General features: G+C 65.4%; 17 protein-coding genes. 13 read left to right on the top strand and 4 right to left on the bottom strand.

Annotated elements, in window-relative coordinates:
• The first annotated feature begins 36 nt into the window (after nt 1-36).
• From IEY49_RS07950 to IEY49_RS07910, 9 genes are all read left to right on the top strand, one after another.
• A complete protein-coding gene (locus tag IEY49_RS07950) occupies nt 37-1,083 on the top strand; it encodes a DNA double-strand break repair nuclease NurA (protein WP_189006374.1) in 1,047 nt (348 codons plus the stop codon).
• Between the two features lie 41 nt (nt 1,084-1,124).
• A complete protein-coding gene (locus tag IEY49_RS07945) occupies nt 1,125-2,897 on the top strand; it encodes an ATP-binding protein (protein WP_189006581.1) in 1,773 nt (590 codons plus the stop codon).
• Between the two features lie 5 nt (nt 2,898-2,902).
• Nucleotides 2,903-3,400 carry an ATP-binding protein gene (locus IEY49_RS07940; protein ID WP_189006371.1) on the top strand — a complete coding sequence of 166 codons (498 nt, stop codon included), beginning with the start codon at nt 2,903-2,905 and terminating at the stop codon, nt 3,398-3,400.
• A gap of 26 nt (nt 3,401-3,426) precedes the next feature.
• Nucleotides 3,427-4,392: an RluA family pseudouridine synthase gene (locus IEY49_RS07935; protein WP_189006368.1), complete on the top strand. Its 966-nt coding sequence runs from the start codon at nt 3,427-3,429 to the stop codon at nt 4,390-4,392.
• A 415-nt stretch (nt 4,393-4,807) separates the two neighbouring features.
• Nucleotides 4,808-6,616, top strand: a complete 1,809-nt coding sequence (locus IEY49_RS07930) for a DEAD/DEAH box RNA helicase (RefSeq protein WP_189006365.1) — start codon at nt 4,808-4,810, stop codon at nt 6,614-6,616.
• Nucleotides 6,617-6,870: 254 nt separating this feature from the next.
• Nucleotides 6,871-8,619 carry a biosynthetic-type acetolactate synthase large subunit gene (gene ilvB, locus IEY49_RS07925; RefSeq protein WP_189006362.1) on the top strand — a complete coding sequence of 583 codons (1,749 nt, stop codon included), beginning with the start codon at nt 6,871-6,873 and terminating at the stop codon, nt 8,617-8,619.
• Nucleotides 8,616-9,215 carry an acetolactate synthase small subunit gene (ilvN, locus tag IEY49_RS07920; protein ID WP_189006359.1) on the top strand — a complete coding sequence of 200 codons (600 nt, stop codon included), beginning with the start codon at nt 8,616-8,618 and terminating at the stop codon, nt 9,213-9,215. The genes ilvB and ilvN overlap by 4 nt, the downstream gene beginning before the upstream one ends.
• 66 nt (nt 9,216-9,281) lie before the next feature.
• The gene (ilvC, locus tag IEY49_RS07915) at nt 9,282-10,292 is read left to right on the top strand and encodes a ketol-acid reductoisomerase (RefSeq protein WP_189006343.1); all 1,011 of its coding nucleotides are present in this window, start codon (nt 9,282-9,284) and stop codon (nt 10,290-10,292) included.
• Nucleotides 10,293-10,503: 211 nt separating this feature from the next.
• Nucleotides 10,504-11,100 carry a hypothetical protein gene (locus IEY49_RS07910; protein ID WP_189006340.1) on the top strand — a complete coding sequence of 199 codons (597 nt, stop codon included), beginning with the start codon at nt 10,504-10,506 and terminating at the stop codon, nt 11,098-11,100.
• A gap of 169 nt (nt 11,101-11,269) precedes the next feature.
• Here the strand turns inward: IEY49_RS07910 and IEY49_RS21400 are convergent, their stop codons facing one another.
• From IEY49_RS21400 to IEY49_RS07895, 3 genes are all read right to left on the bottom strand, one after another.
• Nucleotides 11,270-12,778 carry a sensor histidine kinase gene (locus IEY49_RS21400; RefSeq protein WP_229780695.1) on the bottom strand — a complete coding sequence of 503 codons (1,509 nt, stop codon included), beginning with the start codon at nt 12,776-12,778 and terminating at the stop codon, nt 11,270-11,272.
• 27 nt (nt 12,779-12,805) lie between these two features.
• Nucleotides 12,806-13,930 (bottom strand): acyl-CoA dehydrogenase family protein, encoded by a 1,125-nt coding sequence (locus IEY49_RS07900; protein WP_268239016.1) that lies wholly within the window; start codon nt 13,928-13,930, stop codon nt 12,806-12,808.
• Between the two features lie 302 nt (nt 13,931-14,232).
• On the bottom strand, nt 14,233-16,698 hold the full coding sequence (locus tag IEY49_RS07895; protein ID WP_189006337.1) for an EAL domain-containing protein: 2,466 nt from the start codon (nt 16,696-16,698) through the stop codon (nt 14,233-14,235).
• 390 nt (nt 16,699-17,088) lie between these two features.
• Here IEY49_RS07895 and IEY49_RS07890 point away from each other — a divergent pair, with 390 nt between their 5' ends.
• From IEY49_RS07890 to IEY49_RS07875, 4 genes are all read left to right on the top strand, one after another.
• The gene (locus IEY49_RS07890; RefSeq protein WP_189006335.1) at nt 17,089-18,633 is read left to right on the top strand and encodes a 2-isopropylmalate synthase; all 1,545 of its coding nucleotides are present in this window, start codon (nt 17,089-17,091) and stop codon (nt 18,631-18,633) included.
• Between the two features lie 216 nt (nt 18,634-18,849).
• Nucleotides 18,850-19,341 (top strand): hypothetical protein, encoded by a 492-nt coding sequence (locus IEY49_RS07885; protein WP_189006333.1) that lies wholly within the window; start codon nt 18,850-18,852, stop codon nt 19,339-19,341.
• Nucleotides 19,342-19,365: 24 nt separating this feature from the next.
• Nucleotides 19,366-19,668, top strand: a complete 303-nt coding sequence (locus IEY49_RS07880; RefSeq protein WP_189006330.1) for an antibiotic biosynthesis monooxygenase family protein — start codon at nt 19,366-19,368, stop codon at nt 19,666-19,668.
• Between the two features lie 44 nt (nt 19,669-19,712).
• Complete coding sequence (locus tag IEY49_RS07875; RefSeq protein WP_308424646.1) at nt 19,713-20,069, top strand: hypothetical protein; 357 nt, start codon at nt 19,713-19,715, stop codon at nt 20,067-20,069.
• Nucleotides 20,070-20,240: 171 nt separating this feature from the next.
• On the opposite strand, the gene IEY49_RS07870 is transcribed toward IEY49_RS07875, so the two are convergent.
• Nucleotides 20,241-21,938 carry a VanW family protein gene (locus IEY49_RS07870; RefSeq protein WP_189006324.1) on the bottom strand — a complete coding sequence of 566 codons (1,698 nt, stop codon included), beginning with the start codon at nt 21,936-21,938 and terminating at the stop codon, nt 20,241-20,243.
• Nucleotides 21,939-22,066: the final 128 nt, after the last annotated feature.

The following is a 22,066-nucleotide window of genomic DNA, read 5'->3' as shown; positions in this document are numbered from 1 at the left end:
CTGACTGAACACCACGGATTCTGCCCTGGGCGTAGAATGCCGGGCATGCGGATTCGTCTCGACCCCTGGCCAGTGGATATGGAGGATGGGCAGCTGGGGTTCAAGGACTTCGGAGGCGTGCTGATTGATATCGAGACCCCGCGCTGGGCCGCCATTCCCGCCCGCCCCCTGCCCGAGCAGCTGCGCACGGTCTACGTGGTGGACGGCAAGCGGCGCATGGAATCGCGCGTGTTTATCGAGGATGACCAGGGTACGGCCGGACTGGGCGCTTTTGGCGCATATGTGGTCGGTGCGGTACGGCTGTGCCCCCACGGGTCCAGGCAGGCCGAACTGATGGATGTCCGGGCACGCCGCGTGCTGGCCCATCCTCCGGGGCTGCGCCTGGACCCCTGCTCGCTGTCGCCGCGTGACCCGCACACCGGTCAGCTGCAGTACACGCCGGTCGAGACCGACAGTGCCGAACCGCTCGCACCCCTGCACAAGCTGCAGAGCGTCATGCTGCACGAGGAACAGCAGCTGTCCCACGGGCTGGCCTCGCAGGTTCCCTTCGATGAGATGGACGACCGCGAGACCTTGAGCGCCCTGACCCTGCAGGACGGCACGCTGCGCCGGGGCGGAGCAAAATACAGCGGCGCGGTCGTGGGTTATGTCAAGACCATGCAGACGCAATACCTCGGGGCCGACCGGGTGGGGTTGCTGAGTGCCCTGAAGCCCGGCGAGCGCACCCCGATCATGCACCTGAAGTCCGAAACCGGCAAAACCACCCGCTTTACCTGGTATGTGCGGCTGTGCGAGGCGTCCTTCTACCAGCACCCCATGAGTGGCGTGATGCGCCTGGAGATGTACGCCCCGGAAGAACCCGACTTCCTGCCGCCAATTGTCCGGGCCGTGGCCAACCTGTCGGGCACGCTGCTGTGCCGCCTGGGAAGCACGGCCCACAAGGACCCGCGCGCGCCGCAGAACCTGATTCCCACGGCGGCCCTGGAGCTGGCCATGGGCCGGGCCATGGGCAGTCCGGAACTGGTCACCCGGCGCATCCGCGCGCACATCGCCCAGCAGCTGGGCCATGAGGTGCTGGCGTGAGTGCGTCCTTCCCCGGCGGCACGGGCCCGGCCCGCATCGGCATGGTGCTGGGCACCGAGGACGCCACGCCAGTCTCGTTCTGGTTCGCGGTGCTTTCCGGCGCCAGCGTGCAGATGGACGACCTCGTGGCGGTCCGCACCACCAAGCCAGACGGCTCCCCGGTGCACTTCTACGGCATCGTGGACCATGTCCGCACCCGACATGAGGGTGTGAGCTTCGACAGCGACGTGCAGGACGTGGTGGCCGGGCTGCTGCCGGCCAGCGTGAGCTACGCCGCCCGGGTGCTGGTCACGCGCGTGGATCCGGAGGACTTTATTCCGCCCCAGCCCGGCGATGAGGTGCGCCATGCCCAGGGTGAGAGCCTGCGCCTGGCCCTCAGCGCCGACAAGATGGACTACGCCTTTGCCGGCGGACTGCTGGCCGACGGCCAGGTATTGCCCATCAACTATCAGTTCGTCAACGGGGAAAGCGGCGGGCACATCAACATCAGCGGCATCTCAGGTGTGGCGACCAAGACCAGCTACGCGCTGTTTCTGCTGCACAGCATCTTCCGGGGGGGTGTGCTCAACCAGCGTGGAGAAGGACACAACACCCGCGCCCTGATCTTCAACGTCAAGGGTGAGGATCTGCTGTTTCTGGACCAGCCCAACCGCCGCGTGGCCGAGAAGGAAGGCGGGGTGCAGGGCCGCAAGGGCTGGGCCCAGGGCCGCTATTCCCGTCTGGACCTGCCGGTCGAGCCCTTCAGGGACGTGCAGTTCCTGGCGCCGCCCAGGGGCGGGACGGGCGACGCCATCGTGCCGGACGTGGAACAGCGTTCCGAGGGCGTCCTGCCTTTCGTGTTCACCCTGCGCGAATTCTGCGCCGGACGCATGTTGCCCTACGTGTTCTCGGATGCGGGCAGCAGCCTGAACCTGGGTTTCGTGATCGGCAATATCGAGGAGAAGCTGGCCCGTCTGGCCGCCGGCGACAGTGTTCCCTATCTGACCGTTGACGACTGGCAGCCTGAGCCCGACGTTCTGATTGACGAGGACGTGCGCTTCGACGAGATGGGCAAGACCCGCCTCCAGACCTTCTCCCAGCTGATCTCATACCTGGAATACAAGCTGCTGGAACAGAACGACGGCGAGGGCGATCCGAAGTGGGTCCTGAAACAGAACCAGGGCACCCTGCGCGCCTTCGTGCGGCGGCTGCGCGGCGTGCAGAAGCACCTCTCGCCGCTGGTGCGCGGGGATCTGAATGCCGCGCAGGCCGAGCGTTACCGCCCCGACATCCTGCGCCGCGGCGTGCAGACCAGTGTCGTGGATCTGCACAAACTGGGGGCACATGCACAGGGCTTCGTGGTCGGCGTGCTGCTGCGTAACCTGTTTGAGCACAAGGAGCGCTATGGCCGTCAGGACACTGTTTTCGTGGTCCTGGACGAGCTGAACAAATATGCCCCGCGTGAGGGCGCCAGTCCAATCAAGGATGTGCTGCTCGACATCGCCGAGCGCGGCCGCTCACTGGGCATCATCCTGATCGGCGCGCAGCAGACGGCCAGCGAGGTCGAACGGCGCATCGTCAGCAACTCGGCCATCCGGGTGGTCGGGCGGCTGGATCTGGCGGAGGCTGAGCGGCCCGAATACCGCTTCCTGCCGCAGAGTTTCCGGGGCCGCGCCGGAATTCTGCAACCCGGCACCATGCTGGTCAGCCAGCCGGACGTGCCCAATCCGGTGCTGATCAACTACCCCTTCCCCGCCTGGGCCACCCGACGTGACGAGGTAGACGACGTGGGCGGCCGCGCGGTCGAGGAGATTGGCGAGGACTGGCTGAGGTGAGCGGCATGGCCAGCATTTTGATTACCGGCATGTCTGGCAGCGGCAAGTCGACCCTGATCGGCGAACTCGCGGCCCGTGGACTGCGGGCCATCGACACTGACAGTGACGAGTGGAGCGAGTGGTCTGAAGACGAAGAGGGCAGCCCGGACTGGGTGTGGCGCGAGAACCAGATGCGGGCGCTGCTTGACCGGCAGAGGGCAGGTCCCCTCTTCGTGTGCGGCTGCAAGACCAATCAGGGCAGGTTCTATGACCACTTCGATCACGTGGTGCTGTTGAGCGCACCTCTGCCGGTCCTCCTCCAGCGGATCGCTCAACGGACCGGCAATCCCTATGGCAAGAGTCCGGAGGAGCGCGCCCTGATCCTGGAACACGTCGCGGTGGTCGAACCGCTGCTGCGCGCCAGTGCTGATATCGAGCTGGACTCCTCGGTGTATTCCGTGGACGAGCTGGCAGACCGGCTGGTGGCTTTGGGCTCCCAAGAACAGGCACACCGCCGCCTCTAACTGTCCGGAGCAGTACACTTCCTGCCGTGTCGTCCCTGCTCAGCTTTAGCGCCACAACGGGTCGTCTGGACGCCGTGCTGGCTGCGTTGTCCGGCGCCAGCCGCTCCCAGGTGGCCGGCTGGATCGCGGGCGGGCATGTGCAGGTAGAAGGCCAGCCTGTCACCAAGGCAAGCCTGAAACTGCGCGGAGGCGAGCGGCTCGACGTTACTCCTCCCCCGCTGCCGGACGCCCGCGTGGAGGCAGAGGACCTGCCCCTGGACGTGATCTACGAAGACGACCACCTGATTGCTGTGAACAAGCCGCCGGGCATGGTGACCCACCCTGCTCCAGGGGTACTCAGCGGCACCCTGGTCAACGCCCTGCTGGGCCGCATGCCGCTGCCCGAGCAGCCGGACTTCGATGGCGACTCAGGCTACCGCCCTGGCATCGTGCACCGGCTGGACAAGGACACCAGCGGCGTGATCGTGGTGGCCAAAACGGTCGAGGCGCACGCCCGGCTGGCCGCCTCGTTCAAGGACCGGGAGACGAGCAAGACCTATCTGGCCATTGCCGCCGGACAGTGGCGCGCCGACGGCCCGGTGCGGGTAGATGCACCGATCGGCCGGCATCCGGTGCAGCGGCAGAAGATGACAGTCGGCGGCGCGCACCCCCGTGAGGCGCAGACCCTCTTAACACCCCTGGCAGCGCACCCTGACGGTCACGGCCGCACACTGGCACTGGTCCGCGCCCAGCCCCGCACAGGCCGCACCCATCAGATCCGGGTTCACCTGGCCCACCTCGGCAGCCCGATTCTGGGAGACCCGGTTTACGGCCGCCCCAGTGAAACCATGCCCCGGCACGCCCTGCACGCACATTTCCTGACCATTCCTCATCCATTGACTGGCAGTATGCTTCACCTGCACGCCCCGGCTCCCGACGACCTGCTGAGTGCCTGGATTGCCCTGGGGGGATCCATGCCCGCTGCCATGGAGGAGGAGCCCCGGTCAGAGTAGGACTCCGACAAGCTGCGCCCAGGCCACAAACAGAGCTATGAACAATTCCCTCAGCCGACCATGGACCCAGGCGGTTGGGGCCGTGGTGTTCCCTGGCCCTTTTTGGTCCTGGCCTTGCCGACTCGGGCTGATTGGAACCTGCCAGCCTGGGAAATCCCAACGCTTGCAGGTTCGCTCCGGGTCAGCGCCACCACGCTGAGAACTTCGGCGCTGCTGGTGGATCTCCATTCCAGAGAGTCGGACTCACGCTGCAGTTCTGCACTTGCAAACTCAGGTCCAATGGTGTATTATTTCTATTCGTGCGCCCTGCGGGAAAGACCCGCAAGGCTGGAGAGTGCCCCCTCACTCAAGGACGAGCTTTCAAGGATTGAAGGCGTTTGGAGTTCTACAGGGGACTTTCCCGAAAGGACTACAAATGAACTTTGATCAACTGATTGCGCCCGAACTCGCGGCGCGTCTCGCCGAACGTGGTATCACCGAAGCCAGCCCCATCCAGGTTGAAAGCCTCCCCCTGACCCTTGCGGGCCGGGACATGATTGGCCGCGCCCGTACGGGCACAGGCAAGACGCTGGCCTTCGCCCTGCCGATTATTCAGAAGCTTGAACCCAGCCGTGAACGTGCACGTCCCCCCCGCGCCATCGTGGTCGCCCCGACCCGCGAACTGGCCAAGCAGGTTGCTGAGGAATTCAGCAAGAGCGGCGTAGGTCTGACCACCGTGACTGTTTATGGTGGGGCCAGCTACGCGCCGCAGGAGAATGCCTTGCGCCGTGGCGTGGACGTGGTCGTGGGTACTCCCGGCCGTCTGATCGACCACCTGGAACGCGGCAACCTGGACCTCAGCGCCGTGGAATTTGCAGTGCTCGACGAGGCCGACGAGATGCTCAGCGTGGGCTTTGCCGACGCCATTGAGACGATCCTTCAGAAGACCCCCGACAGTCGTCAGACCATGCTGTTCAGTGCCACGCTGAACAATGACATTAACCGTCTGTCCCGTAACTACCTGCGCGAGCCGGTCATCGTGGACATGGTGGGCGAAGGCAAGAGCCAGGCTGCCCAGACGGTTGAGCACCTCAAGGTCAAGGTGGGCCGCAGCCGCACCCGCGTGCTGGCTGATCTGCTGACCATCTACAACCCCGAAAAAGCCATCGTATTCACGCGGACCAAGCGCGAGGCCGACGAACTGGCCAACGAACTGATCCACCGCGGCCTGGAAGCCGAGGCGCTGCACGGCGACCTCGCCCAGAGCCAGCGTGAGCGCGCCCTGGGTGCCTTCCGCAGCGGCCGGGTAGGCGTGCTGGTCGCCACCGACGTGGCCGCGCGCGGCCTGGACATTCCCGAAGTCGACCTGGTGGTGCAGTACCACCTGCCCCAGGACCCGGAAAGCTACGTGCACCGCTCTGGCCGTACTGGCCGCGCCGGGCGCACCGGCACCGCGATCATCATGTACGGTGACCGCGAGAACCGTGAAGTGATGGGGCTGGAGCGCATCACCGGCGTGCGTTTCATCGAGCGCCCCCTGCCTACCCCCAAGGAAGTGCAGGCGGCAAGTGCCAAGACCAGCGCCGACATGGTGCGCAAGGTGGACAGTGGTGTGGCCGCTAGCTTCCAGGCCGAAGCCGAGCGTCTGTTCAGCGAACTGGGCCTCGAAGCCCTGACGCGGGCCCTGGCCAAGATCAGTGGTGTCACCGAGCCCACCAAGGCCGCCAGCCTGCTCAGCGGTGAGGAAGGTCTGACCACCCTGATCCTGCACGGCGAGCGCATGAGCATCGCGCGCACCGTGGCCCTACTGGCGCGTGCCGGCGATGTGGATACCCGCCGTCTGGGCAAGGTCCGTCAGTGGCGCGGCGGCACCGTGGCCGACGTTCCCAGCGAGTTCGTACAGAAGCTGATGGCCGCCAACCCCCTCGAAGGCGAGATCCAGATCGAGGTGGCCCAGGAACTGCCCGAACTGTTCGAGCAGGCTGTCCGTGAGCGCCGTGAAGGTGGCTACCAGGGCGGCGGAAACCGTGGCTACCGTGACGAGGGTGGCTACCGTGGTGGTAACCGCAGCGGCGGACAGGGTGGTCAGGGCCAGGGACGCTGGAGCCGTGGCGAGCGTGGTGACGCCGGTCGTGGTGACAGCCGTGGCGGTAACCGCAGCGGCGGTCAGGGCGGCCGCAGCCAGGGCACCCAGGGCCAGGGCCGCACCCGCGACGATTTCAGTGACCGCGAATTCCGCGGCTGAGTCATAATTCTGATCTTCCCCCCGTCCTTGGCGGGGGCTTTTTCATTCTCCGGACGCGGGGCACAGGCGGGCCCTTGTGCCCCTCCTATCTAGACGCAAATGTCAGTCTTTGCACTACAGCCCCTAAGGTGGACCCATGAGTGCGAACCTTGTGGTCGTAATTCTTAGCATCGGGGGAGTCCGAGGCTAGGCGTTAGCGCCGCGCACGCACCCCCCGCCCAAAGTGGCGGGGGTTTTTCATAGGGAGGGCACAGATGGGGCAGACGAGTGGGCCAGATGACGGCCGCGGGAACATGACGGGTGCAGGAGCGCTTTGGGCGACGCTGGCCAACCATGGCATCACCACGGTATTCGGCTACCCCGGCGGGGCGATCATGCCGGTGTATGACGCGCTGACCTTCTACCCGGAGGTCCGCCATGTGCTGGCGCGCCACGAGCAGGGCGCCATTCACGCTGCAGAAGGCTGGGCCAAGGCCACCGGCGAGATCGGGGTCTGTATTGCCACCTCGGGGCCCGGGGCCACCAATCTGGTGACGGGTCTGGCCGACGCCATGCTTGACAGCGTGCCGCTGCTGGCCATCACGGGCAACGTCGCCCGGCACCTGATGGGCACTGATGCCTTCCAGGAAGCGGACATCACCGGCATCACCCTGCCCATCACCAAGCACAACTACGTGGTCCGCGAGGTCGAAGACCTGCCCCGTGTGATTGCCGAGGCCATCCGGATTGCCCGTAGTGGCCGCCCGGGACCCGTGCTGGTAGACATTCCCAAGGACATCCAGCTGGCCCCCTATGCCGGTGAGATTCCCGCGCCCCACGCCCGCCCTGAGGCTCCCCGGCCACTTCCCGAAGTGGTGGCCCGCGCCCAGGACATGCTGCGTGGTGCCCAGCGCCCGGTGATGATGCTGGGCGGCGGTACAGTGGACGCTGCGCCTGAACTGACGGCTCTGGCGCGCGCCTGGGACATTCCGGTGATCACCACCCTGATGGGCCTGGGGTCGTTTCCGTCCAGCGATCCACTGTGGCTAGGCATGCCAGGCATGCACGGCAGCGTGGCCGCCAACCGCGCCATCAGCGAGGCGGACGTGCTGCTGGGTGTGGGACTGCGCTTTGATGACCGGGTGACTGGTCGGGTGAACGGTTTTGCCCCGAAAGCCAGCATTATTCATGTGGAACTCGATGCGGCCGAAATCGGCAAGATCGTGCGCACGCACCTGCCGGTGCGCTCCGACGCCCGCGAAGCTGCGCTGGCCCTGATGGACGGCGCACAGAAACTCGAACGCCCCGAGTGGCGCGCCCAGATCGAGGAATGGAAATCTCGCACTGTCACGCCCGAGCACTGGGGTGCGGGTTATGCGGTCAAGGCCGTGGTCGACCGGCTGGGCCCGGACGACATCCTGAGCAGCGACGTGGGGCAGCACCAGATGCTGGCCGCGCAGCTGGTCCGCTTTGAAAAGCCGCGCCGCTGGATCAATTCCGGTGGGCTGGGCACCATGGGCTTCGGCTTTCCGGCCGCCATCGGGGCGGGCATGGCCGAACCCAACGTGCGCAGCGTGGTCATCGCTGGCGACGGCGGGTTTCAGATGACCCTGCAGGAACTGGCCACGCTGAAGATGTACGACATTCGCAACGTCAAGATCTGCATCATCAACAACAGCTTCCTGGGCATGGTGCGCCAGTGGCAGGAACTGTTTCACGAGAAGCGCTACAGCGAGGTCTGGCTGGGCGACAGCAACCCGGATTTCGTGAAGCTGGCCGAGGCCTATGGCGTGCCCGGCTACCGCGCCAGCAGTGCTGAAGAGCTGTCAGGTGCCATCGACGCGTGGCTGAATGACCCACGCAGCGCCCTGCTGGAGGTCGTGGTGCCCAACGAGCATGGAGTCTTCCCGATGGTGCCAGCAGGTGCGGCCCTGTTCGAGATGATCGAGACCGAGCCGCCGCGTGTGACCGAGTCTGCCGGGCAGACAGCAGTTCAGGATGCCGAGGAGGCGAAGCGAGCATGAGCGAGTATTCCCAGCCGCAGGACCACCTGATCTCTATTCTGGTACGCGACGAGCCGCGCGTCCTGACACGGATCACCGCGCTGTTCGGGCGGCGTGGCTACAACATCCGCAGCCTCAGCGTGGGCAACACCGAGCACCCGGGGGTGAGCCGCATGACCATCGTGGTCAGCGGGGACCGCGGGGTGGTGGAGCAGGCCATCAAGCAGCTGGAGAAGCTGCACGACGTGGTGCGCATCATCGACCACGGCCTGGAAAAGTACGTGGACCGCGAGATGGTCCTGGTCAAGGTCAGCCTCACGCCCGAAAGCCGGGTAGAGGTCCGCCAGATCGCCGAGGACTTCCGTAGCCGCATCGTGGATGTGGGCCGCCACGCCCTGACCTTTGAGGTCACCGGAGACGAAGGCAAGATCACGGCCTTTATCGAGCAGATGCGCCCCTTCGGCATTCTGGAGACCATGCGCACCGGCCGGGTGGCGCTGACGCGTGGCAGTAACGCCGACATTCCGGGCCAGGTGTACTCCGGGGATTCGGCTGCGCTGACTCCGGCCGTTGAACCGCGTGAAGAAAAGGCCAGAGGCGTGCCCAACCTGTTTTAAAAGCCCACGGCGCTCCCCTCTAGCCGACAATCTCACTGAAATCACTTTCCTGTAGGAGAATCCAGCATGGCCGCAAAAATGTTCTATGACCGCGACGTTTCCCTCTCCCCCATCGAGAACAAACTGATTGCCATTATCGGGTACGGGTCCCAGGCACACGCCCACGCCCAGAACCTGCGCGACACCGGCCTGAACGTTGTGGTGGGGCTGCGAGAAGGCAGCGCCAGCCGTGCCAAGGCCGAGCAGGCCGGGCTGCGGGTGGCCAGCATCGAGGACGCCACCCGCGAGGCCGACGTGGTTATGCTGCTGATTCCCGACGAGAACCAGCCCAGGGTGTATGAAGAAAACATCGCCCCGCACCTGACCGAGGGCAAGGCGCTGGCCTTCGGTCACGGTTTCAACGTCCATTTCGGGCGTATCAAGCCGCCCACGGGCGTGGATGTGTTTCTGGTGGCGCCCAAGGGCCCCGGGCACATGCTGCGCCGCGTGTACGCCGACGGCGCCGGCATGCCTGGCATCTTCGCCGTGGCGCAGGACGCGAGCGGGCAGGCACGAGACATCGCGCTGGCCTACGCGCGTGGTATCGGCTGCACCCGCGCGGGCGTGCTGGAAACCACCTTCAAGGAAGAGACCGAAACCGACCTGTTCGGCGAGCAGAGCGTGCTGTGCGGCGGGGTGACCAACCTGATCCAGGCCGGCTTCGAGACCCTGGTGGAGGCCGGGTACCAGCCGGAAATCGCCTACTTCGAGACGCTGCACGAGGTCAAGCTGATCGTGGACCTGATCTACGAAAAGGGCTTTGAAGGCATGCGCCACAGCATTTCCAACACCGCCGAGTTCGGTGACTACGTGACCGGGCCGCGCATGGTCACCGAGCAGACCAAGGCCGAGATGAAAAACGTGCTGTCGGACATTCAGACCGGCAAATTCGCCGAGCGCTTTATTCAGGACGCGGAGAACGGTTTCCCGTTCATGAACGAGCAGCGCGGCAAGATGCGTGACCATCAGCTGGAAACGGTCGGCAAGGAACTGCGCGACATGATGCCGTTTATTTCCAAGAAGGAACTGGAAGTCTGACGCAAGGCCAGCAGCCTGTGCCGCAGCTGGGTCGGAGGCAGTGGTAACGCTGCCTCCTCTTTTGCTGTCCTGAGTTCCAGGCATTCACGGCTGCCGGGGAGGACTCCAGCTGAAATCTTCCTTGCAGCGCGGCAGTGCTGGGCTATGGTTTCGTGCGCAGCTCGGAGCTTGATCACAAGCCCGGCTGAAACCAAACCATCGGAGGAAAGCCATGCCCACCCTGTCTTCACGTCCGTCTTCTCTCCTGGCTTCGCTCACGCTGGGAACACTGTGCATCAGTGCCCTGTGCCTCGGCTCATCCGGGTACGCTGCCCCTGCCACACCCGGCAAGGCCCACCAGCTGGCTGTGCTCAAGGTCGGCGCGCTGGCCCGCGCCACGGTCAGCGACGCCGCACTGGCCTCGTCGCAGCCTCAGGCACAGGTGGTGACCCTGAAAGCCGATTACCTGTACAAGCGCGACGTCAACATGAAGGTCTATGACCTGGACACATTCCTGAAGGCGCGGATTCCCAACATCCAGACGCTTGCCGACCAGGGCGCGCGGGTCATGTTCTGGTGCAAGGACGGCTACGCGCCCACCGCCAGGCTGAGTGATCTGCTGGGTCAGGGAGGTCTGATTGCCGTTGCCGACGCCGACGCCCCAGCCGGCGTCCGCTGGTCTCCTGCCCCGTACAAAAACGTGGTTCTCGGCGAGGACGCCATTGACCGCTATCTGGTGTGGCGCACGCAATCGTTCCCGGCCAAGCCTCAGCCGTGGGGGCTGGACACGATCTATATTCTTCCGGCGCAGACGGCTTCAACCCAGTAGCCCTGTCACGACTGTTCGGGAGTGCCATGGTTCCGGACTTCATGCTCGGGCCAGAGACACCGCAGCCCTGCTGTGACCTGGAGCCGCCAGAAGCGTTGCCGCCTGGCGGCCCCATTCTGCGGATTGATGCCTGCCGGGCTGCGGTGCGAAGTTCAGGCTCTCTGCCGGTTCAGCCTGAAACCGCTACCGCTTCAGCAGACCCCACCGCCGGTAACGTAAACCAGAAGGTACTGCCCTTACCAGGAATACTCTCGACGCCGATGCTGCCTCCATGCGCCTCGACGATCTTGCGGCAGATCGCCAGCCCCAGACCGGTACCCTCGTATACTTCCCGGCCATGCAGCCGCTGGAACATCACGAAGATCCGGTCGGAGTACTGCGGCTCGATGCCAATGCCGTTGTCGTGGATACGGAAGCGCCACCACTCGCCCTCGGATATGGCAGTGACCCGTACTTCCGGGGGCACTCCCGGCCGCTGGAACTTCAGTGCGTTGCTGATCAGATTCTGGAACAGCTGGGCCAGTTGCGGGGCGTCACCAGTAATGGCTGGCAGCGGCCCCACCTCCACCCGCGCACCGGAGACTGCAATGCGGTCTGCCAGCCGGGCCAGGGCCTCCTGCACAGGTTCGCCGGTATCCACCAGACGCGGGGGTGGCCGCTCGGCATTCAGGCGTGAAAAGGCCAGCAGATCATCAATCAGGGCTTTCATGCGGGCGCTGCCGTCCTGAACAAAGTGGAGGTAGTGTCTCGCACGGGCGTCAAGCTGGTCACCCGACCGGGCCATAAACAGCTCCGTAAAGCTGGTGATGGTGCGCAGCGGCTCCTGCAGGTCATGGCTGGCGATGTAGGCAAAACGCTCAAGTTCCGCGTTAGAACGCTGCAGGGCCAGGGCCTGTTGTTCCAGAGCCAGGGTCCGCTGCGCGACGCGGGCCTCGAGTGTGGCGTTCAGGGCTCGCAATTCTTCCTGAGCTGCCTCCCGGGCTTCCTCAGCGTGGACGTAGGGGGTGATGTCCTCAAGCAGCACCAGCTGTCCCACCGTCTGTCCAGGGCGGCTCATGGCGCTGACGTGCGCACGCAGGACCCGGCGCGCTCCGCTACCGAGGCCATGCTCCAGCCGGACCGCCTGCCCACCGGAAGATGGCAGGCCCGGCAGCAGTTCCCTCAGTGCCAGCCCTGGGTGCAGCCCCGGCAGGAGACGGCTTGCCGCCGGGTTCCAGCTTTCCACCTGCCCTGATCCGTTCAGGGTCACGACACCCAACGGCGCCTGATCCAGCAGGTGCTCCAGGAAGGGTGCGGGTGCCGGCAACGCAGGAGGGGCCAGCTGGGCATTGGTGCGCGCCACCAGCCGCCCAAGCTGCCGCCGGGTCCGGGTGCGCTGGGCCGCCTGCTGCGCGGCCTGGCTCAGGTCCGCGTCCGGCGACAGGGCAACCCACTGCACATCTGAACCAATCTGCGGCGTGAACATCAGCTGCCGCATCAGCGCGTCCCGACTGGCGTCATCACCGACCAGCAGCACGGCTATGGACCGGTCCGCGGCATGTACCCGCTGCACCGCGCGCAGGGCGCTGCCATCCTGCCCGCCGATCAGGGCAGCTTCCACCTGTCCAGCCCACTGCCGCGCCATGATGGTCAGTTCATCCAGGCTGGCCGCCCAGGTCAGCTCCGGAGCTGCGGTCATGGCGAAACCGTAGGCAAGGATCAAGGCCTACTCTCCAAGCAGCGGCTGTCCCAGCAGAACTCGGCCGGTCCAGATACGCAGCAGATCGGTGGTCGGCGACATCACCGGCGCGGCCCGCACATCCCGCAGATGCCGCTCCATGTCGTTGCCGTCACGGTAGCTGATGCCACCCATCAGGCCCATCGCGTCGTTCACGACCTGAACAGCCGTATCGGCAACTGCCGACTTACTCGACAGCAGGGCAGGCAGGGCGCTGCTGTCGCCCGCGTCCCCGGCCCGGCCCGCCGCGTAAGCCAGCTGACGGGTGCGTTCCAGCGTCTCCCACAGGGCACCGACACGGTGTTGCAGCACGCTTTCCTGGGCGGCCGTACGACCACTGTGGGTGTACGAGCGCTGGCGCAGGTGAGTGATGGCCGCGTTCAGGGCCGCGTCGGCCACACCCAGATAGGTACCGGTCATGGCCATCAGGAAGTACGGCGCAACGACATTGAAGACGTACCAGATCTGGTCACCGACAGCGCCCAGCAGCTGCGTCTGAGGAACATTGACCCCCTCCAGGTGCAGCGTCCGGGCCGAGTTGCCGCGCATACCCAGTCCAGACCAGGGTTCACCCCAGGTCATGCCCTCCGTGCCCTCAGGCAGCACGAAGCAGGAGAAGTCTCCCAGGTCCGCGCTGTCCGAACGTGCCGACACCACGTACGAGTCGGCATGGGCGCCGTTGGTCACAAACACCTTGGTGCCGGTGGCGCGGAACGACCCGTCCGGGGCCGGGTCCAGCTGAAGCTGAGGGTAATAGAAATGCGCGCCGGTGCCGGGCTCACTGAGCGCCAGCGTCGTCAGGTGACGGCCTGCCACGATGGGCTCCAGGTACTGGGTGCGCTGCCACGGTGTGACCTTGGCCGCGATGACCGCCGCTCCGACATGATGCATGCCGAAGGTGATGGCCGTCGAGGCGCACTCGCGGCCCAGGATCTCGCATAGCCGCGTCAGGGTATGCAGGCCATGGCCCAGCCCCCCGTGTTCAACCGGAACGACCAGGCCACCCAGACCCGCAGACTGCAGGGCCCGCAGACCGTGCTCCGGCCAGACTGCTTCCTGATCAACCTGCGCCGCGTGGTCCCGGACCACTCCGGCGGCAAGCTCGCGGGTCAGGCCCAGAACGGTGTCCTGGTTCAGGGGCAGAACAGCCGAGGTCAGAAGCCGCTCTCTGCGCCCTGGCCTCGGCTGCCAGCAAAGGCCATTTTCAGAGCCTCCCGGAGCAGCAAGACATCATCACACGCCGGCGCAGGCGGGGCGCTCTTGACTGAGGAATCCGCATATTGGAGCGGAAAAGACGCTGTGACAGGCACAACCGTACTGTAGCACCGGCCCTTCCGACCCATGCCTTAGCCATCCTGAAGCCTCCTTTGCAGGGTGGGGTAAGGAGTGGATCATCGGCCCGCGCCACTCCGGAATCAGAGCACGGACGGCATGGCCACAGCCTGAAGCCTCTCGGCGGACTCGCCGAGCCACAGTTCCGTTTCGGCCGGCGCCACCGGACGGGCCAGCAGGTATCCCTGTACCTGATCACAGTTCAGCCTCCGCAGTTCGCGGAGCTGACTGGCATTCTCGACGCCCTCAGCCACGATCTGCCACCCGGACTCCCGGGCGACAGCAACCATGGCGCGGACCAGCGGCCGGGTCGAGCGCCCGCCCAGCCCCGGCTCCACCAGACCGGTAATAAGTGAGCGGTCGATTTTCAGGATCTGTGCAGGCATCCGGAACAGCCGGCTCATGCTGGAATAGCCGGTACCAAAGTCGTCGATGGCGATCCGCAGCCCGGCTTCCAGCAGCGCCTCGTACTGCTGCAGGCCCTCATCGTCCATGACCGCGCTTTCGGTCACTTCCAGGTCCAGGGCACTTGGGGGAAGGCCGTGGGCGCGCAGCGTCTGCTCGACAAACGCCACGAAGTCCGGCTGGGTGATCTGGCGCGGTGCCACGTTCACACTGACCCGCAGCTCCGGCCAGCGCTGGCGCCACAGCCTGATCTGCCGGCACGCCTCGTTCAGCACCCACGCACCCAGGTGCAGGATCAGGTCACTTTCCTCGGCCAGCGGCACGAAGCGGCCGGGCGGCAGCAGACCCAGCGTGGGGTGCTGCCAGCGGACCAGGGCCTCGACCGCCACGGGCAAGAGCGTCCCGGCCCTGACAATCGGCTGGTAATGCAGCCGCAGCTGATCACTGCTGATGGCCGCCCGCAGGTCCTGCTCAAAATCCAGCCGCTCGGCGGCGGCGGCACTCAGGGCCGGTTCGAAGCGGCGCACGCTGCGCCGGTCCCGCTTGGCCAGATACATGGCCAGATCGGCGTTTTTCTGAAGGGTGGTGACATCGGTACCGTCCTGCGGAAACAGCGCGATGCCAATTGAGGCGGTCACGATCAGCTGTCGTCCGGCCAGTTCCACCGGGGCACTCAGGGCGTCGAGGATGCGCCGGGCCGCACGCTCGGCGGCCTCATGCTCCTGAACGTTGCGCAGCAGCACCGTGAATTCGTCCCCGCCCTGCCGGGCCACCAGGTCACCGTCGCGCACGCACTGGCGCAGGCGCTGGGCCACCTGCACCAGCAGGGCGTCACCGACCGGGTGCCCCAGCGTGTCGTTGACCTGCTTGAAATGGTCCAGGTCGATAAACAGCACGCCCATGGTGTCCTGCGTTCCCTGCACGGCGGCCTGCAGCATGGACTCGAAAGCCGCGCGGTTCATCAGGCTGGTCAGTGCGTCGTGACCAGCCTGGTAAGCCAGACGCTCCTGGGCCTGCTGAAGGGCCTCATTGGCATGGGCCAGTTCGATGTTGCGCAGACGCTCCTCGGCGGTGCGGTGCTCCAGGCGTTCGAGCTGCAACTGTGCGGCCAGAACCTGCGTCTTGTGCTCCAGCACGTCAGCATGCAGCGAGCGCTCGATAGCCTCGTGCTGACGGGAGTGCCATAGCGCCTGCCGGTACTCGCCCCGGGCCTCCAGAACGGCAGACAGGGCCTGATGGGCCTCATTCTCGCGTTTGGTGGTTTTAAGGGTCTGGGCCAATTCCAGGGCGTCCTGAACGCACCTGTGTGCCTCGTCCTGCTGGCCCAGCGCCGTCAGAACCCGCCCGCGCGTGAGCAGCAGCTCGCACAGGTTTTCCCGTTCGCCGAGTTCCTCGGACGCCGCAATGCCCTGGGCACTCAGCGTCAGGGACTCGTCCAGCCGCCCGAGTTGCAGCAGGTTGGCAGAAATGTTGGCCAGCAGCAGGCACTCATGCTGACGGTAGCCCGCCTGCCGGGCCTGCTGCAGGGTGGCTTCGTTCAGCCGCAGGGATTCCTCGTAGCGCCCCAGTTCGTGGTGATCAATGGCCGCGTTGATGGAGGCACTGGAGGTCAGCACCGGGTGCCCGATACGCACGGCGATCTCCAGCGCGTCAAGGTGATGCCTGAGGGCGTGGTCATATTCCTTGAGGTCGATATACAGGTTGCCGATATTGTTCAGCGTGCGGGCCCGCCCCAGGTCATCGTGAACAGACTGCACCAGTTTGAGGCAGCGCAGGTGCTGTTCGAGGGCCTGGCCGTAGTTGCCGGTTACTGCGCTGGTGATGGCCAGCCCGTTCAGGCAGCGGGCCACCACGGTCGTCAGCTCAAGTGCCTCAGCGCGCGCTGCGCTCTCTTCAAAGGCAGCGCGCGCCTCCTGGTAGTTTCCCAGGAAGTAATTGGCGTAGCCCGTCAGCATCTGAGCCCGGATGTCACCGGCCACATATCCCACGCGCCGCGCAAGCACGCCAGCCTCGGTCGCCAGCACCTGCGCCCGGTGCATGGAAGATGTCAGCACAGCGTCCGCCTGATCGTTCAGGGCATCGACCTGGGCCCATTCGGGTGGCATGGTGGAAGGGTCGGCCGGGTGGCCGGGTGTGCTCGACATGGACAGTCTCCCGGAATAAGCGTGAAAACAGCCGGCCTGGGGCTCTGGCTTCGGATCTGCCCTCACCCTAGAGCAACGTCCATAACAGTTTTCTGAAGGACCGTGCCGGACCACAACGGCCCTGGCCGTTAACGTTTCTGCTGAGCATCCGCGCCAGCACACGTCCGACCAGCTGTACTGGGCCAAGGCGTGCAGACAACCTGAGTGCCCCGAATACCACGCGAGGGTACAGTTGGCGCATGTTCGCTTTCGGTCTTCTTCTTGGCGTTCCTCCGGTGGAGTGAGCGGCTGAAGAAGATCTGGCCAGACCCCCCCGGAGGAACCCCCTCCGGGGCTTTTTCTTTGCCGCCCTCTTTCACCCTGCTGCATCCCGACAAGGAGCGCCCTGCCATGACCCAGCCTGAACCCTCCCGCATCCGCATTTTCGACACGACCCTGCGTGACGGTGAGCAGTCGCCCGGTGTGGCCCTGGACCACAGCCAGAAGCTGGAAATCGCGCATCAGCTCGCGCGCCTGGGTGTGGACGTGATCGAGGCCGGCTTTCCTATCGCCAGCCCAGGCGACCTGGAAGGGGTGTCACGGATTGCGCGGGAGGTGCGCGGGCCGATCATTACCGGTCTGGCGCGTGCCAACCGGGCTGATATCGAAGCGGCGGCGCGGGCGGTCGAACTGGCCGAGAAACCCCGGATTCATACCTTCATTGCCACCAGCCCAATCCACATGGCCAAGAAACTGAATCTGGAACCGGACGCAGTGATAGAGCGGGCGATCGAGGCGGTCCAGCTGGCGCGCTCCTTCGTGGATGACGTCGAATTCAGCGCCGAGGACGCCACCCGCAGCGACTGGGCTTTCCTGGCCCGTATCTTCAGGGCCGCCGTGGACGCTGGCGCCACCACCATCAATGTGCCCGACACGGTGGGCTACACCACCCCCCGCGAAATGCGTGAGCTGTTCGCGTTCCTGAAAGGTGAGCTGCCCGCCCATGTGATCCTGTCGGCCCACTGTCACGACGACCTGGGTCTGGCCGTGGCCAACTCCATCGCGGCGGTCGAGGGCGGCGCCCGGCAGATCGAATGCACCATCAACGGCATCGGGGAGCGGGCGGGCAACGCCAGCCTGGAAGAGCTGGTCATGGCGTTCCACACCCGGCGTGACGCCTACCCGTTTGAGAGCGGCGTGCGCACCCGCGAGCTGTACCGCGCCAGCCGGATGGTCAGCCGCCTGAGCGGCATGCCGGTGCAGCCCAACAAGGCCATCGTGGGAGACAACGCCTTTGCCCACGAGTCCGGCATCCACCAGGACGGCGTAATCAAGGCGCGCGAGACCTACGAGATCATGAACGCCGAACTGGTCGGGCGCGAGGCAGCCGTGCTGGTCATGGGCAAGCACTCTGGCCGCGCCGCCTTCCGCAAGGCCCTGACCGACCTGGGTTACGAGGTGGACGAGGACCGCGTCAAGTCGCTGTTTGCGCGCTTCAAGGACCTGGCCGACCGCAAGGGCCAGATCCACGCCGACGACCTGCGGGCACTGGTGGAAAGCCGCAGCGACGTGCCGCAGACCTTCGTGCTGGAGGGCTTCCAGATCACGTCCGGCATGAACATGACGCCCGTCGCCTTCGTGCGCCTGGCGACCCCCGACGGTCCGGTGGACGCGACCGCCCACGGCGACGGTCCGGTGGAAGCCGCCTTCCAGGCCATCAGCAAGATCACCGGCCTGAACCCCACGCTGGAAAGCTACCGGATTCAGGCGGTGACCTCGGGCGGCGACGCCCTGGGCGAGGTCGCCATCGGAGCGCGGTACGGCGAGACCAGCCTGCACTCCACCGGCGTGGCCACCGACATCGTGGAAGCCAGTGCCCGCGCCTGGATTCGCGTGATGAACCAGATCGTGGCCGGCATGGGCAAGGCGCGCACGGTGACAGCCACCAGCATCTGAAGACCAGGGGAAGGGTCAGCCGCCTGGGCATCAGGCTGACTCGTGCTGCCCAGCAGCCTCACCCCATTCCGAACCTGCTTCCCTGCGGCCAGCTGTGCAAACTCGCCACGCGGACGGGCGCTGGGCGACTATGCTCGTGCATGCGCTCCTGTCTGTGCTCCTGCCTGGGGTGCGCAAGCCGGTCCCGGGTCCCCGGGGCGGTTTCAAGGAGAGTGTATGGTGACCCGCTGGCCCTGCCTGCCGCTTTTCTTGTGCGGTATGGCGCTGATTTCATGTTCGCCCAGTTCAAGAATCGTCAATTTGCATCTGGCCGGGGACCGGGGCAAAACCGAGTCCCGTTTTATCAAGGTCGCCGCTATGGCTGGCCCCCGTGTCCTGTTTGCACAGACCTACAGCTGTGACCACAAAGACTGCTGGCCAACCGCCGAAAACGTATCGGAGCTTCAGTCCCTTTACGGCCCGGCGGCGTTTTCGACCCAGGATATGACCGCGGTCCAACTCAAAAGACAGGTCAACCATCAGTCGGTGTTGCGCTGGAAAGGGCCTGTCCGCGGAGGGCCAGTGGTCGTCAGGGCCGCCCTGTATTCCGGCAAGTACACAGAGATCAGCCGGGCCGAGCAGACCATGAACTCAGGCCTGGTTACCTTGTGGACCACCCGGTTTCGCGTCGAGGAAAAAGGCTCAGGAATTGAGATCTCTTCCCGCTGAGCGCGTTCTCCGGAGGGCTTCATCATGATTCTTGAAATTGCCCTGCTGACCATTCGTCCCGGTGAGGCCGCCGCCTTTGAGACCGCGTTCCGGGAAGCGCAGCGGATTATTCAGAGCATGCCCGGCTACATCCGACACGAGCTCCAGCGGTGCCTGGAAGATGACCGCCGCTACGCCCTGCTGGTGTGGTGGGAAACCCTGGAGGCCCACACAGAAGGATTTCGCGGCAGCCCCGAATATCAGCAGTGGCGCGCGCTGCTGCATCACTTCTATGACCCGTTCCCCACGGTCAAGCACTTTGTTCCGGTCGCCGGTGTGCCTGCCTGACCTTATTCCGGGCTGCCACATGAAAAGATGACCCCGTGAATTCCATGTTGTTACGGACCGCACTGATCACTGGCCTCGTGATCGGCGCGCTGAATATCGTGTTTGCCGGCGTGCAGTATGGGTTTGACACGCTGCCGGTGTGGTTTTACCTGGCGCAGCTGCTGCTGATTCCGGCGATGATTCTCCCCATGCGGTTTTTCCCTCAGGCCGCCATGACGCGCGATTTCGGCCGGCGGGCGGCCCTGTTCGGGCTGGGCTGGGCGGTGCCGTATGCCATCTACAAATTTGCCGGAGATGTCCTGAGCCCCACCTTCAATCCGGCCGCCTCCCTGATCTCCTATCTGGTCATGGTGCTGGTATTTGCCGTGCTGTTCGCGACCATTCGCAAACCTCAGAGCTGAAGCTCAAGCCTAAGGCCGGGCCCTGAAATATGGGGGCCCGGTCCCGCTGTGAGCGCTTGTTCCGCATGAGTTCAGCCCTTGACCTGGACGACATGGCCAGACACGCGGGCAGCCCCACGCAGCTTGCTTTCGCTCCGCCGCCGCGAGGCACGGGTCCAGGCAGGCGGCGGATCAGCCGCGCGGGCCGGTCTCGTACACTGCGCGCCAGGGTCGGTAGTTGGTGGTCACCCGGTCGGTACGTGCAGTGCCCTCATCCTTGATGGTCCGGGTAATGTACAGGTTGAAACCGTCCTGGGCCCAGTCCACCTGTCGCACGGCCCCGGCACGCATACGCGGATTGAACACGTACTGCGCCGGCGGATGCGGCACTCGCGCCAGGATGGTCGCGGGGCTGACGATGACCCTGCGCGTCTGCTTGATGCCCCAGACCTCCACCTCGAGCACGCTCTTGCCGGGGTGGTTGATGGTCTTGATCAGCAACGGCCCGCCAGTGTCGTTTTTCATCTTGAGGTCGACCCCAGGGTCATACACGGCTGCCTCAAAACCGATCTGCGGTTCGTAGTACCCCACGCGGTAGGAGTGCTGGTTGCGCTCGACCACGGGCAGGCCCGCCTGGTACAGAGCCCGGAAGACCGTGGTGCTGACCTGACACACCCCACCGCCCAGACCATCCACGGTGCGGCCCCCACTGATAATCAGCCCTCCCACAAAGCCGTTTTCCGGGGTGATGCTGCCCAGGGCGCCCAGGAAGCTGAAGGTCTCCCCTTTAGCCACGACAGAACCGTGGATCTTGGCTGCGGCGTTGGCCACGTTGACCCGGCGCGCGGGGCTGCTGCCGTAGTAGGTGCTGCGGCCCACCGTGATCAGCTCCAGCTTCTTGGGATCGGGCAGGGCAGCCAGGGTCAGGGTCGGCTTGCTGACCTTGCTGGCAAATATTACGTCCTTGTGCGCCGAGTCCAGCACGGCCTTGCGGAACGCGGCGTAGGAGACGGGCCGGTCGGTCACCACGCCCGCCTGCTCCTTGACCTTTACAAATTCCTTGCCCCTGAGGGCAAAGCGGGCGTTGCGTGCCGGCTGGTCCACGTGGTTCGTCAGGACACCGAAAGCGGCCTTGAGGGCCTTGTCGTCAGGGACGATCCCGTTTTCCCGCACCCAGTACAGGTTGGCCACCTGCAACGCTGTCAGTGCACCGCTGCGCTCGGTGCCGTCCAGTCTGGCTGTGAACGGTCGCATCAGGGCATTGCCCTGGACCACGTGGGGCTGCAGGTCCGCGGCGGTGACTTTGGCCTTCAACGCGCGAACGGGAACTTTCAGCGCACTGAGGGTTGGCGAGGCCACGTAGGTTTTCACGGCGCTGGTCACTTCCACCTGCGCCCCAGTGCGCTCGGGCCTGACCACGTACTTCAGGCTGGTCTTGTCGAACACGATGCTGGCGTCGCGCGGCTGCCTATCCATATCAGCCGTCAGGAGCCTGAGGGTCGCCGTGGCCTTCGCCGGGTCCACCTGGGCCACCAGCGGCAGGTCCTGCATGCTGCTCTGGCCCAGCAGGTCCTGAACGCGTTCCACCATCCCGCGCTCGGCAGTGGCTTTCTCAGCTGCCGCGACACTGGTTTCGGTATCGGCCCGCCAGCCCAGCAGGTCGGCGCCCACGGTCCAGGTGTTGCTGCCGGCACTGACGGTGACCTCGGGCGGGGTGACGCTGCGGGCTCCCAGCGCCGCGATGGCCTGCTCGCGTGTCAGCCCGCCGACCTCTACCCCGGCCACACGCAGACCCGGCGCGAGTTTTCCAGTGGGCTGCGAAGCCGCACCCAATGCCAGCGCGCCTCCCAGCAATGCCACAGCCGCTACCCCTGCCACCCAGACCTTCATCGGCTACAGCGTAGGGAATCCACAAGGGCCTCATTTGAAGGTTTGGCACAGTCGGCCCTCATAAGGGCAGTTCATGAAGGGTGATGTCAGGAACACAGCAAAGCGCCCCGGCCTGGAATTACCGGAAC

It is taken from the genome of Deinococcus malanensis, from assembly GCF_014647655.1.
GTDB classification, from domain to species: domain Bacteria; phylum Deinococcota; class Deinococci; order Deinococcales; family Deinococcaceae; genus Deinococcus; species Deinococcus malanensis.
Note: the sequence above shows the minus strand (reverse complement) of the source record. Positions and strands in the feature narration are given on the sequence as shown.

Coding starts and splice junctions, on each gene's coding strand:
- IEY49_RS07950 (WP_189006374.1), top strand. CDS start 37: ATGCCGGGCATGCGGATTCGTCTCGACCCCTGGCCAGTGGATATGGAG.
- IEY49_RS07945 (WP_189006581.1), top strand. CDS start 1,125: ATGGTGCTGGGCACCGAGGACGCCACGCCAGTCTCGTTCTGGTTCGCG.
- IEY49_RS07940 (WP_189006371.1), top strand. CDS start 2,903: ATGGCCAGCATTTTGATTACCGGCATGTCTGGCAGCGGCAAGTCGACC.
- IEY49_RS07930 (WP_189006365.1), top strand. CDS start 4,808: ATGAACTTTGATCAACTGATTGCGCCCGAACTCGCGGCGCGTCTCGCC.
- ilvB (WP_189006362.1), top strand. CDS start 6,871: ATGGGGCAGACGAGTGGGCCAGATGACGGCCGCGGGAACATGACGGGT.
- ilvN (WP_189006359.1), top strand. CDS start 8,616: ATGAGCGAGTATTCCCAGCCGCAGGACCACCTGATCTCTATTCTGGTA.
- ilvC (WP_189006343.1), top strand. CDS start 9,282: ATGGCCGCAAAAATGTTCTATGACCGCGACGTTTCCCTCTCCCCCATC.
- IEY49_RS07910 (WP_189006340.1), top strand. CDS start 10,504: ATGCCCACCCTGTCTTCACGTCCGTCTTCTCTCCTGGCTTCGCTCACG.
- IEY49_RS21400 (WP_229780695.1), bottom strand. CDS start 12,778: ATGACCGCAGCTCCGGAGCTGACCTGGGCGGCCAGCCTGGATGAACTG.
- IEY49_RS07895 (WP_189006337.1), bottom strand. CDS start 16,698: ATGTCGAGCACACCCGGCCACCCGGCCGACCCTTCCACCATGCCACCC.
- IEY49_RS07890 (WP_189006335.1), top strand. CDS start 17,089: ATGACCCAGCCTGAACCCTCCCGCATCCGCATTTTCGACACGACCCTG.
- IEY49_RS07885 (WP_189006333.1), top strand. CDS start 18,850: ATGGTGACCCGCTGGCCCTGCCTGCCGCTTTTCTTGTGCGGTATGGCG.
- IEY49_RS07880 (WP_189006330.1), top strand. CDS start 19,366: ATGATTCTTGAAATTGCCCTGCTGACCATTCGTCCCGGTGAGGCCGCC.
- IEY49_RS07875 (WP_308424646.1), top strand. CDS start 19,713: ATGTTGTTACGGACCGCACTGATCACTGGCCTCGTGATCGGCGCGCTG.
- IEY49_RS07870 (WP_189006324.1), bottom strand. CDS start 21,938: ATGAAGGTCTGGGTGGCAGGGGTAGCGGCTGTGGCATTGCTGGGAGGC.